This is a genomic window from Ruminococcus sp. RTP21484sp1_RTP21281st1_A8_RTP21281_210402 (assembly GCF_040914025.1).
Lineage (GTDB): Bacteria > Bacillota > Clostridia > Lachnospirales > Lachnospiraceae > Blautia_A > Blautia_A faecis.
In genome coordinates this window covers 1-13041 of sequence record NZ_JBCPGE010000076.1, presented here as the reverse complement: position 1 = coordinate 13041, position 13041 = coordinate 1, and the positions used below count along the sequence as shown (strand labels likewise).

General features: G+C 45.1%; 10 protein-coding genes and 1 riboswitch. Of the genes, 4 read left to right on the top strand and 6 right to left on the bottom strand.

Features of this window, described 5'->3' with window-relative positions:
• Window positions 1-186: hypothetical protein (locus tag AB5170_RS21675; RefSeq protein WP_368365157.1), on the bottom strand; the 186-nt coding region annotated here is incomplete at its 3' end.
• A gap of 87 nt (window positions 187-273) precedes the next feature.
• On the opposite strand from AB5170_RS21675, the gene AB5170_RS21670 reads away from it, so the two are divergent.
• The 4 genes from AB5170_RS21670 to cytX all read left to right on the top strand — a co-directional run bounded on the left by AB5170_RS21670 (window position 274) and on the right by cytX (window position 5480).
• Window positions 274-1251, top strand: coding sequence for an AraC family transcriptional regulator (locus AB5170_RS21670; protein ID WP_118584253.1), 978 nt, complete (start codon window positions 274-276; stop codon window positions 1249-1251).
• A 153-nt stretch (window positions 1252-1404) separates the two neighbouring features.
• A complete protein-coding gene (locus tag AB5170_RS21665) occupies window positions 1405-3081 on the top strand; it encodes an alpha-glucosidase (protein WP_227201085.1) in 1677 nt (558 codons plus the stop codon).
• A gap of 71 nt (window positions 3082-3152) precedes the next feature.
• Window positions 3153-3258: riboswitch (TPP riboswitch) on the top strand.
• Window positions 3259-3460: 202 nt separating this feature from the next.
• On the top strand, window positions 3461-4303 hold the full coding sequence (gene thiD, locus AB5170_RS21660) for a bifunctional hydroxymethylpyrimidine kinase/phosphomethylpyrimidine kinase (protein WP_173770379.1): 843 nt from the start codon (window positions 3461-3463) through the stop codon (window positions 4301-4303).
• Window position 4304: 1 nt separating this feature from the next.
• A complete protein-coding gene (gene cytX / locus AB5170_RS21655; protein ID WP_173716701.1) occupies window positions 4305-5480 on the top strand; it encodes a putative hydroxymethylpyrimidine transporter CytX in 1176 nt (391 codons plus the stop codon).
• 234 nt (window positions 5481-5714) lie between these two features.
• On the opposite strand, the gene AB5170_RS21650 is transcribed toward cytX, so the two are convergent.
• From AB5170_RS21650 to AB5170_RS21630, 5 genes are all read right to left on the bottom strand, one after another.
• Window positions 5715-7037 carry an alpha-L-fucosidase gene (locus AB5170_RS21650; RefSeq protein ID WP_173770380.1) on the bottom strand — a complete coding sequence of 441 codons (1323 nt, stop codon included), beginning with the start codon at window positions 7035-7037 and terminating at the stop codon, window positions 5715-5717.
• Between the two features lie 24 nt (window positions 7038-7061).
• Complete coding sequence (locus AB5170_RS21645; RefSeq protein WP_368361831.1) at window positions 7062-8324, bottom strand: M28 family metallopeptidase; 1263 nt, start codon at window positions 8322-8324, stop codon at window positions 7062-7064.
• A gap of 185 nt (window positions 8325-8509) precedes the next feature.
• Window positions 8510-11137 (bottom strand): transglutaminase domain-containing protein, encoded by a 2628-nt coding sequence (locus AB5170_RS21640; RefSeq protein ID WP_368361832.1) that lies wholly within the window; start codon window positions 11135-11137, stop codon window positions 8510-8512.
• An 81-nt stretch (window positions 11138-11218) separates the two neighbouring features.
• A complete protein-coding gene (locus AB5170_RS21635) occupies window positions 11219-11965 on the bottom strand; it encodes a copper homeostasis protein CutC (protein WP_226837877.1) in 747 nt (248 codons plus the stop codon).
• 138 nt (window positions 11966-12103) lie between these two features.
• The gene (locus tag AB5170_RS21630) at window positions 12104-12865 is read right to left on the bottom strand and encodes a DeoR/GlpR family DNA-binding transcription regulator (RefSeq protein ID WP_226837876.1); all 762 of its coding nucleotides are present in this window, start codon (window positions 12863-12865) and stop codon (window positions 12104-12106) included.
• Window positions 12866-13041 lie beyond the last annotated feature (176 nt).

Genomic DNA, 13041 nt, shown 5'->3' with positions numbered 1-13041 from the left:
TAAGTTCAGTCGATTGTCAACAGTTAATTTGAATTTTCTGAAAACTATTTTATTTTTCAGTATTTCAGAAGCAATTCTTTGCGACAGCTTGTTTACTATACCACTGCCGTAAGGAATCGTCAAGCACTTTTTACAAAAAAATTTATATTTTTTTATAACATTATTTTCAAGATCCTTTTTCTTCAATCATTGACTTTCGCCCTCAGACATGATAGCGTCAATACATATAACAAATTCATTATTTTATACCCTTTCCCCAGTTTGGAGGTTTCTATGTATCAACAGCAATCACCAGCATTAAAAGAAACAAATCCTCATGGCTCCCAGGCTTTTCCCTGTGCTTTTTACCGTTTAAAACTAAGCGGACACGGAATCCTGGTCAAGCACCATTGGCACGAGGAGGTCGAGATTATTTACTTTCCCGGTGGAACCTTCACCTTAGATATTAATATGGAAACATTTGATGTATCTTCAGAATGTTTTTATTTTATTAATCCCGGCGAACTGCACAGCATACGTGCACGCTCAAAAGAAGTCTCCATGGAATACGCTGTCGTTTTCCAACCGGAACTGCTCTGCTCTCCTTTTTACGATACGGTTCAGACTCAGCTTGTCCAGCCATTGCAAAACGGACGTCTGATTTTTCCAAGATGTATTTCTGCAAACCATCCTGTTTTTCCTATTATAAAGGAGCAGTTCCAGAACATCACTAACGCATTTTACCGCTGCAGCTTTTCTGAACAATTGGAAGAGCTTCATGATTCCTTACATATAAATTTATTCCGCGCTTCTGGAAATGCCATTGTCGGCCTGGCAGATCAGCTTCTGATCAAGGCTTCCCTGTTAAATATTTTTGCAGATTTTTCCAATCGCCAGCTTTTTTCCCAGACTGAAAAATCTGATGACCACAGGGTCGAGACCATAAAAACCACAATCACTTACATCCGCGACCATTACCAGGAAAAAATTTATATCCGCGATCTGGCATCCCTGATCGGACTCAATGAGCAATACTTTTGCCGTTTTTTTAAAAAAGCAATCGGCATGTCTCCCATAGAATACCTGAATGAATATCGCATCCGCCAGGCAGTACGTTTATTAAAAGACAGCAGTCTTCCAGTGACCGAGATATGTCTGGACTGTGGTTATAACAATATGGGGAATTTTCTCAGAGAATTTCGCAAATATACAGGAACCACACCTCTGCAATATCGGAAACACAGCCAGGGGATTGAGAATCCTTCCTTATAAAACACGCTTGCCCCCCTATGTACGAAATGATTTTCCAAACAATCTCTGGTCAAAATTTCGTATTTTTTAATCAAATTAAGGGAAGTATTTTCTTTTTCATGTATGTATAATGTACTTAGTTCAAAGATAATCATTATATATAAGGAGACATAAATGAATAGCACGAAAAAAAAATGGTGGCAGGATAAAGTAGCCTATCAGATTTATCCGAAAAGCTTTTATGACACAAACGGTGATGGAATCGGCGATCTGCCGGGAATTATTGAGAAACTGGATTATTTAAAGGAGCTGGGGGTTGACATTGTCTGGCTTTCCCCCTGCTATCGCTCCCCTCTTGCCGACCAGGGATACGATATTTCCGATTATTACGACATTGACCCGCGATTCGGAACTATGGAGGATATGGACCGCCTTATCGCAGAAGCAAAGAAGCGGGACATGTATATTGTCATGGATCTGGTTGTAAACCACTGCTCTGATGAGCACGAATGGTTTAAAAAAGCCTGTAAAGATCCGGATGGAAAATACGGCCGTTTCTTCTATTTAAGAGACAAAGAAGATGGTAAGCTTCCTACTAACTGGCGCTCCTATTTCGGAGGTTCGGTATGGGAGGATCTGCCTGGCACCAACAAACAGTACCTTCATGTTTTTCATAAAAAGCAGCCTGACCTGAACTGGGAAAATCCAGAGCTCCGTGAGGAAGTATATAAAAATATTAACTGGTGGCTGGACAAGGGTCTTGGCGGTTTCCGCATTGATGCTATCATTAATATCAAAAAAGCTCTTCCTATGCATGATTATGAGCCTGATCGTGAGGACGGACTCTGCAGCATCAATAAAATGCTGGAGGAAGCTACCGGAATCGGAGAATTTCTTGGAGAAATGCGTGACCGCACCTTCAAGCCTCACGATGCTTTTTCCGTAGGTGAGGTTTTCAACGCAAAAGACGAAGAGCTCCCGGATTTTATTGGAAACAATGGTTATTTTTCTTCTATGTTCGACTTTAACGAAACCATTTTCGGAGGTTCTGAAAAAGGCTGGTACGATTGCAAAGAAATCACACCTGACGACTACAAGCGCTGCTGTTTTGAGACACAGGCCAAAATGGGGGATTTCGGATTCGTTTCCAATATTATCGAGAATCATGACGAACCTCGCGGTGTCAGTCACTATATTCCAGAAGGTGATTGCTGTGACACAAGCAAAAAAATGCTGGCAGCATTGAATTTCATGCTTCGTGGACTTCCCTTTATTTATCAGGGACAGGAGCTTGGCATGGAAAATATCCCGTTCAAATCAATTGACGAGGTAGATGATATTTCAACTCTGGATGAATATAAAGTTGCACTTGACGCCGGACTTACCCCGGAAGCAGCTTTGAAAGCTGTTGCCCGCCGCAGCCGCGACAATGCCCGTACCCCCATGCAGTGGACTGGTGAGGAAAATGCCGGATTTACAGCTGGTACACCGTGGCTTCGGGTAAATTCCAATTATACCGCAATTAATGTGGAAAAAGAGACGATTGATCCAAATTCCGTACTTAATTTCTATAAGAAACTGATCGCTCTTCGCAAGGATCCGGAATATAAAGAAACCGTTGTGTATGGTGCTCTGGAGCCCTTTATGGAAGACCGGCATAATTTAATGGCATACTACCGTAAAGGAGATAAAACTTTACTTGTGGTTGGCAATTATCAGTGGGATGAGCAGGAAATTACACTTCCATCAGAATGCAAAAAGGTGCTGATCAATAACTACCCGGATATGGTTCTGGATGGAAATTCAGTTAAGCTGCATGGATATCAGGTGCTGGTTGTGGAGTTAGCGTAAACGATTTTCACGCTTGGTATTTATTGTATTCCAACACCTTATTGACAATTTTTCCCATTATTACTATAATAACAAAAGAACAGGGGAGCTTGTACACAGGCTGAGAGGAAATTGTGAATTTCGACCCTATTACCTGATGCGGATAATGCCGCCGTAGGAAGTCATCATGGGTTTGATTTTTTTCGGAGACACCTCATTGGGGTGTCTCTTTTTTCATATGGCAGCAATGCAGCGTTCGGCTGGGGGCACCACTTTCGGACGCTATATAAAATTAATGCATACATAACAACAGTGCCGGTTTGTAAAAAGATTTTTTCACGTTATAACTCATAACTCGTGGAAACTGCTTCAAACAAGGCCAAGAGAAAGGAAGAAAATTATGAGAACAGCATTAACAATCGCTGGAAGTGACTCCAGCGGAGGCGCCGGTATCCAGGCTGATATCAAGACAATGATCAGCAATGGAGTATATGCCATGAGTGCGATTACCGCACTTACCGCACAGAATACTACCGGTGTAACAGGTATTATGGAAGCAACGCCAGAATTTCTGGCCGACCAGCTGGATAATATTTTTACAGATATTTATCCGGATGCAGTGAAGATTGGAATGGTATCTTCCAGCGCATTGATTGAAACCATTGCGAAAAAACTTCGCCAGTATGAAGCAAAGAACATTGTAGTAGACCCGGTTATGGTCGCTACAAGCGGAGCCAAGCTGATCAATGATGAAGCCATTGAAGCCCTTAAAAGTCAGCTTCTTCCAATGGCCACAGTCCTGACACCGAATATTCCGGAGGCAGAGGTTCTGTCCGGAATGAAAATAGAAACTGCCGAGGATATGATCAAAGCCGCTGCTGCCATCGGGGAGAAATACAGCTGTGCAGTGCTTTGCAAGGGTGGTCATCAGCTGAATGACGCTAATGACCTTCTGTGGCGCAAAGGCGATTACAAATGGTTCCAGGGAAAGCGGATCAACAATCCAAACACTCACGGAACAGGATGTACCTTATCCAGTGCCATTGCTTCTAATCTGGCAAAGGGATTTGACCTGGATACTTCCGTGGAGAGGGCAAAGAAATATATTTCCGGAGCACTTGCTGCTATGCTGGATCTTGGAAAAGGCAGTGGTCCTATGGATCACGGATTTGCAATAAAAAATGAATTCACACTGTCACATGACGAGATTACGGCAGAAGCCGCTGATAAGGAGGCAAAATAACATGACTGAAAAACGTACTTCCATTTTTGAAAACGGCCTGATCTGGTTTGGCGCTGGTGTTTCCCTGGCGGAAATCCTCACCGGAACCTATTTTGCCTCACTTGGCTTTGGAAAAGGTCTTCTTGCCATTATCATCGGACATATTATTGGCTGTACCATGCTTTTCCTCGCCGGAGTGATCGGCGGAAAAACACGCCGCAGTGCAATGGAAACCGTAAAAATGAGCTTTGGGGAAAAGGGCGGGATTTTCTTCTCCTTCCTGAATGTACTTCAGCTGGTTGGCTGGACTGCTATTATGATCTACGACGGAGCTCTGGCCGCAAACGGTGTGTTACATACCGGAAGCTGGGTATGGTGTCTGGTAATCGGTGCACTGATCGTACTGTGGATTTTTATCGGCATCACAAACCTTGGAAAAATCAACACCATCGCTATGGCAGCACTTTTTATCCTTACACTGGTACTCTGCAAGCTCATCTTCTTTGATGGCGGGACTGCACTTGCCATTGGCGAGGAAGCCATGTCCTTTGGTGCTGCGGTTGAGCTTTCTGTTGCAATGCCACTGTCCTGGCTGCCGCTGATCAGTGATTATACCCGCGAGGCGAAGGAGCCAGTGAAAGCAACTGCTGTAAGCTCTATTGTTTACGGTCTTGTAAGCTGCTGGATGTATGTAATCGGTATGGGTGCAGCGATTTATACCGGTGAATCCGACATTGCTCAGATTATGGTGAAAGCCGGACTGGGAATTGCAGGCCTTCTGATCATTGTATTTTCCACTGTTACCACCACATTCCTGGATGCTTACTCCGCCGGAATTTCATCTGAATCTGTATTTTCCAAAATTAATGGAAAATATGCCGCAATTGCCGTAACCATCATCGGAACAATTGCTGCAATTGTATATCCAATGGACAACATTACCGATTTCCTGTATCTCATCGGTTCTGTATTTGCACCGATGATTGCCATTCAGATTGCCGATTTCTTCCTTCTGAAGCGTGCTGACAGCCTGGGCGAAGCGGTTGACATAACAAATGCGGTAATCTGGGTGATCGGATTTGTGCTGTACCGAATTTTAATGAGAATTGATATTCCTGTGGGAAATACACTGCCAGATATGGTGGTTACCATTCTCATTTGTATGATCGTGCGAAATGTTTTAAAGAGTAAAAAATAGACTTTCACTTTAGAGTGTATTGGATAAAAGGCTTTCTGCAAGATGTGCTTCGCAATTTGCAGGAATGATTTTTCAAACACGCTCTAGCTTTCGTATAAACACTACTCGGTTCAGGAAAGTGCCAGAGATGGGCTTTCTTATAAATCCAAAAAGGGGCTGCCATTTCCCGGCAGTCCCTTTCTGTTTATTTCTGTTTATTTCTGTTTATTTCTTTTTATATCTGCTTATATCTGTTTATTCTTCAGTTTCTTCCAGCGTTACTTCCACAACCGTATCCCGATCATCCGGAAGCGGGTAGCTGTCGCAGGTGTCAGCGTTGAGGAAGAAGAACTGATTCTGGGAGTATTCCTTCAGGTTCCAGTAATCCGTAAGCTTTACCTCGGAATTGTCGGAAAGACGGCGGAGTTTTTTGATCTTGCCGTGGATTCCGGTGAGAGGGATTGCTCCTGCCTGGGGCTCCATAACGTGGGCGTAGATCTTATTTCCGTTGCGGGTGTAACGGCCCCATTCCGGTTTATCGATTTCAGCATAGCCACAGCCGTAGATGCTCTTGGAGTTCTCGTCCATCCACTCTCCTACTTCTTCCAGAATCTTCACAGACTCCTTCGGAATACGGCCTTTTGCATCAGGCCCCACATTCAGGAGCAGGTTGCCGCCCTTGCTGACACACTCAACCAGCATGTGGATGACCATTTCAGCTGATTTATAATGACGGTCACTGGAGGAATAGCCCCAATTGTTATTCAGGGTCAGGCAGGCTTCCCATGGTACCGGATTACCAAGCTCATTGCGGATTCCTGCTGGTGGGATCATCTGCTCCGGAGATGCGAAATCACCGGAATATTCGGTAGGATTTGCAGTAAGGATAGAACCGGAATCCTCAGCACTGCCCTCCAGACGGTTATCAATGATCAGCCAGGGCTGGATGGAACGCACCATGGAAATCAGCTCCTGGGCTTTCCATTTGTCGCACTTCATATCGCCGTAGGAGAAGTCGAACCACATCAGATCCAGCTTACCATAATTGGTAAGAAGCTCTTTGATCTGCCCAAACATAAATTCCAGATAGCGGTCGAAATCGCGGTTTTCATTGGAGCATTCCGGATGGTTGCGCATTGGATGGTGCATATCCCCATAGTGTGGGAAATCCGGGTGGCGCCAGTCTATAATAGAAAAATACAGACCTACTTTGATTCCTTCTGCACGGAATGCCTCCAGGAACTCTTTTACCAGGTCTTTGTGGCAGGCTGCGTTCATGGAATTGTAGTCAGTAAGTTTGGTGTCAAAAAGGCAGAAGCCGTCGTGGTGTTTGGCTGTGAGCACAGCATATTTCATGCCCGCCTTTTTCGCAAGACGCGCCCACTCTCTTGGGTTGTAATTCTCAGCTGTGAACTCTTCTGTGAGATGGCAGTAGTCCTCATGTGGAATCTGCTCCATGCTGCGCACCCATTCTCCTCTGGCAGGGATTGCATAAAGTCCCCAGTGAATAAACATGCCGAAACGGGCGTCACGGTACCATTCGGTACGTTTTGTTCTTTCTTCGATTACTTTGTTCATTTTATAATGTCCTTTCCTGTAACATTAGGCAAAATACTTTTCCAGTTCTCTCTTCATATCCTCTGGAATTTCCCGTTCAAAGGAAAGTTCTGGCTCGTTTGCCACCCATGCAGCTGCTGTGCAGAGAGTTTTCGCCCCTTCTTCCAGTGCGCGAGGAGATATATATTCTACTGTATCGTGTCTTGTATGCATGCCAAAGCCGTCACGGTTTAAGGTAAGCGCTGGCACACCTTTCCATGCGAAAGTATTGGAATCGCTGGCCCAGACCTGATTTTTGATGGTAACACCCAGCTGATTTTCTTCCATGAGGTTTTTCAGTTCTGCACAGACAGTCGGATCTGCAGTTACTCCCAGAACGTTTCCTCCCAGGAGCTGCCCTGCCAGGTCTACATTCAGATTAAACACATGGCTGCTCATTTCTCCTTCATGGGATTTCACATAATTCTGGCTTCCAACCAACCCTTTTTCCTCGGAGCCAAACCAGATGAACTCCATAGTTCTGGCTGGTCTGTGCTCTGCGAAATGATGAAAAGCTTCCATCACCATGGCTCCGCCGGACATATTGTCATATGCACCAGGGCCTTCCGGAACAGAATCATAATGAGCCGTTACCGTAACGATTTCTTCTGGAAAATCAGTTCCCAGAATGCGTACTGCCACATTGGCGGAATTGCGGGAAATCTCGCTCTGCTGAATGTTCAGGCAGCACTGAGATGCCTGTTTTTCCACGATTTCCACTGCATCCAGGTAATGGACAGATGCGCCTGGAAGATCACCTGCCTTGCGGCGGTACTGGGTTGGAATCCGGTCTTCCCCCTGATCCAGCGGCGTGCCGCATACGGTTACAAAGCCAAGTGCACCTGCTGCTTTTATTTTATTTATCGTATCTTCACGAATAGGATCGCAGACCAGCACAACTGCCCCTTTTGCCTGGGAAAGACTGATGTCATCTCCTTTTCCCACGAAGAGAAATGGTGCTGTGATGCCCTCTTCCAGGGTGCAGGCGCCATTCAGGTAGGCACGCACCGGATAAGCCTTCTTATAAGGCTGGCAGATTACCAGCTCTGCCTTTTTCTGCTGAAAATCCGGACACTGGAAAAATTCCATGCGGGGTGTCTGAATGTAGACAGACTTTCCCGTCTGGGCTGCTACCTGCTCCGCTTCCTTCAAAATGTATTCAGCTGCTTTGTGCTCCCCCTTTGTGCCGGATTCACGGATGTAAGCCGTATCAGCTACAAACTGATATGCACGTTGTCCATCTGGGTGAATTTCTGTGTATTTACTCATAATTTACTCCATTTAGAGAGGGCTTCCGATTTACTCACATTTAATGCGCTACATTCAGAGGCCTTGCAATTTTCCTTATTATGCCTTGCTGCGCACCTCTGGTACACACAGAAAACCATCTCTATATTTCTTAGAAATTCTACTATATACTTCAAAAACTACTATATCTTTTTTTTACATGCGATTTATACTTCCGGCACTTCTTCCATAATACGGATCAGCATATCGCCAGTTCCAACATTATAGCCGCTGGTTGCATAGATTCCTACAGACTCGCCATTAGTTACCAGAATCAGCGGAAGCTTGTCCGGATCAACATACATTCTTCTTCCCAAAAGTTCGATGTTTTCCTCAAAGGAATCGAAATAGATGGAAACATTCGGGAACATCTTCAGCACTTTTGCCAGAAGAGGATCCTGCTTGGCTTCCGGAGTACGAATCATGAAGGAGATGGAATTTTCAAATTCGTGGAATTTTTCTGCATGTTCCAGCATTTCATTCAAAATATGTTCAGTAGGCTCCCGGCTCTCTTCCAGCCACATGAGAATTTTCTTGCCACCTTTGGTTAACTCAGCGCAGTTTACTGTGTTTCCGGCAGAATCTTTTACTTCAAACTCCGGAAGGGAAATACGCTCCAGCATATCGCCAAGCTGGGCTTCGCGGAGACGCAAGGTCTCTTCTCTCTGCCCACCTTCTTCTATCGTAAATGTTTTCTCCCATGCAAACTGATTTCCGTTAGGAAGGCGGTTGGTGGTAATAATCCGATAGGTTCCTGGAATCAATGCAAGCTCCAGAGTATCCCCATTCCAGCTTCTGCCTGTAAGATTCAGGGAAACGTATTCATTTCCAACCAGACGCCCCATGGTCCAGTTCTGATAGTAGTTCCATACATCATCTGTCTCTTTTTTCAATGTGAGAACAGCGCCACCCTCCTGCTGTTTCAGAACAGGAACAAACTGTCTATTTACCCAATATTCCATTACCTTATTATCCGGGTTCAATCTTGCCGGGATTCCCAGTGTACGGGCAATGGCCACAAAAAGTACCTTCTGTGAACGCTCGGTACCAATTCCGGATACCAGGCATTCGTATGGAGTTTCCATTACGGTCTCGCGCTCGTTATCCGGATAGGCGGTGATATGCGCCTGGATATAATTCCAGATTTCTGCCGGATTTGCGCGGAAGGCGGCTTTCTGCTCTTCTGTAAAGAAGGAGAGAATGCCCTTTCGGTATGGGCGAAGGAGCTCGTCTTCCACACGGGGATTTAATATAAAATTGATATAAAGATTATAGCCGGACTCTGCACCTGTAACTCTTGTATATGCCGCAGATTTTTCAGCTTTATAGTTACTGCACTCTGCATTAGCATTCTCAGCGCCTTGAGTGAAGCAATCTGCGCCATTCATTTCTTTTTTGCCACATTTCCCAGTACCAGACTTCATTTTAAATTCTTTTGCATACTGCTTGCCATATTCCAAATGCTCTTCCAACACGCTGCAAACACAGTCTGTGTGGTCTTTCTCAGAAAGTACATCCACCATTTCCTGGCGAAGTTCCTTCTCATCCTCTCCTGCAAGAAAAGCGGTCAGTTCCGGGTTCGCCCAGTTCTCTTTCTTTTCTTTACGGATCTTGTTTGCTTCATTCAGTCGTCTGGTTCCTTCTGCTTTCTGCTCCGGGGTAGGCATATCCGGGTTCACCGGAGTATCAACTGGAGCGATCACATCTACAGCTCTCCAATCTTCTGCTTCCACAGCCTCACCAGTAAGAGTCAGGGAAATCTCATCCTGCGCTCTGGTATCCAGATCTGCCTGTGCAAAGCCTTCCATCTCCGGAAGGAATGCCAGAACTCTCACACTTCCCAAACCTGTCACTAAGGAAACTGTTCCCTTCTCGTCAGTCTCTGCTTTTGCAATGGGGAAATACTCTCCCATATTCAATACCTGGAACTGTACCTGAGCCCCCTTTACAGCTGCGCCCTCTTTATCAGTCACTTTCACAGAGACTGTTTTCACCTTGGCATAGCGCGCAGTCTGATTCAGCATAACTGCTGCCCCTTCTTTGCCGATCACATCCTCCCCTTCAGCCGGGAAAAGATCAAACAATCGGGAATGCACCATCATGGCTCTTGAAGAAGCATTTGTAAACCAGCCCTTATTCAAGATCATCAATGGCTCACATGCGCCTGTGAAATACCATTTTCCGTCACACCAAAGCTCCACCCATGCGTGATTGTCATCACAGTGGGACCACCTTGGCACATACACCTGCCGCGCCGGAATTCCCACGCTTCGAAGTGCATTTACCAGAAAAACAGACTCCTCACCGCAGCGTCCGTAACCTCTTCGATATACCGTAAGTGCCGGAAGTGTACGGTCATCACCACTATGATAAGTAGCTTCCTCCGCACACCAGTAATTTACCTCAATTGCCGCATCTTTCGCATTTTTTCCTTCAATTCTATCCTTCAACTCATTCCAGAAAAAGCTTCGACAAGGAAGTACCTCTTCCTCATTCACCCTGTGATCCAGAATATAATTCAAAAACATCTCCTCCGGCAGCTCTTTCACACGTTCCAGAGTATTATAAAGAAACAGCCCATGGCTTGCGAAATCCTGAATCTCCTCAAAAGAATAATTCACAAGATCACTATAAGGCGCTGTCACATACAAATACTTCATCGCCAGCCCCAGGTCTCTGCCGCACCCATCCATTTTCTCACAAATCGTCTTCAGCGGCTCCCTGTCCGCCCCAAGCTTCTCTGTTAATTTCAAAAATTCTTCTTCAATCTTCCTCTGACTGTTCTGAAGAAACATCTATTCATCCTCCTACTTTAAATAGAAAAAACGCCCTTTCACGAAAAAATTGTTCTTTTTTTGTGAAAGAGCGTCCCAGCCTCAAAGCCTTGCTAAAACTTCCCGGGCCTTTTTCACCTCAGCCTCACTGGTGCGGAAAATCTCATACTCACTCAAAGAAGGCAGTCCCATACTCACGCCCTCTTTGCGGTACTTCATCTCACTGTCCAGCAAAACCTTGCCCGTCATATGATAATCTGTGATTCCGGTTTTCTCATAGATTGGAGCGATCACGTCTGCATTCACTCCTGCACCAGCCATAATGTGAATACGACCGGCACTCTTTTCCACCAGCTCTGCAAGCAGCGGCGATCCATCCACACAGTTATTCTTCTGTCCAGATGTGAGAATGGTATTAAAACCAAGAGAAATGACCTGCTCCAATGCCTCCATTGGATCCCTGCACACGTCAAAAGCCCTGTGCAAAGTTACAGACATCCCCTTCGCTTCCTCCATAAGCTGTGCCAGATGCTCCACATCCAGGGAGCCATCCGGTCTTAGCATACCGATTACAACTCCCTGGGCACCCAGCTCCCAGAATTTTCTCACTTCTGAACGAATAATATCAAATTCGTATTCAGTATAACAAAAATCACCAAATCTTGGACGGATCAGTGCATGGATCTTAATATCACTATACCTGCGGATCTCGCGGAAAAGACTCTCTGATGGAGTTGTTCCTCCAATCACCACATTTCCGCAAAGCTCGATCCTGTCTGCTCCGCCTTTCTCAGCGGCAAGTACAGATTCCACAGAATCTGCACAAACCTCCAAAGTAAATTTGCCCATATCCTCTTTTTCCTTTCACCCAGCCTGATACTATCACATTGCAGCTATTGCAATACTTTGCATTCTGATAATTTCACAAATTATTCCCATGCCCGCCGGTCTTGTCACTTTGTTGCTGTATTCCCGAGCTGCCGTTTCTTAATAGAGCGTTACACCAAGGGAATCCAGCATATCCTGCACCGACTGATCCGGGAATTCATCTGTGATGATCCCGTCCAGTTCATCAAGCTGTGTAAATTTATAAGATTCATTAAAATAAAATTTCTCCCGCTCCATCACGGCATATTTATGACGGCTGCTTTCAATTGCAGCCTTTTTGGTCAGTCCGTCCTCCACTCCAAGAGTCGTGACGGTGTGATCCATCATATCAATTCCGCAGCTTCCCATAAATGCCCGGTCAAAGCTATACTGCCGGATCACCTGGATTGCTGCGGAACCAAGGAATCCATTTACTGTAGGATACATGATTCCACCGGTTCCAATGGCTGTGATCTTGGGATTTTGCGCAAGCAGCTGTAAAATATCGATCATGTTGCTCACTACGGTAAGCTGCATTTTCGATTTCGCAAGAAGCTTGGCAAGCTCAATATTGGTTGTGGATATATCAAGAAAAATCGCTTCCCGCTCTTTGATCAGCGTCATAGCCTTGACCGCGATCACCATCTTCTTGTCCAGATGATAATTTCTTCTGTCGATAACATCTCTTTCCAGCGGGTAATCCTGGGAAAGAATCGCACCACCGTAAGTTCTTTTTAATTTGCCGGCATTCTCAAGAGTTTTCAGATCTTTACGGATGCAGTCCTCTGTGACCTGGAACATTTCGCTCAGCTCCCTGGTCCGGACTTTTCCCTGTTCCCGAAGGACTTTCTCGATGGCTATCTGCCGTTCCTCAATGAACATCCTTCTTCCTCCTGTTTTCTGCTGCCTTATTTATCAAAAGCCCATCTCCCGCTCTTTCAAGTGGTCAACATAACTTATATAGTACTATACATTTCATATAACAGACAGGCTTTTAGCTTTCCATTCTTTTGAATGGATACCAAATCTGCCTGTAAAATATTACTCTGCGCATTGAC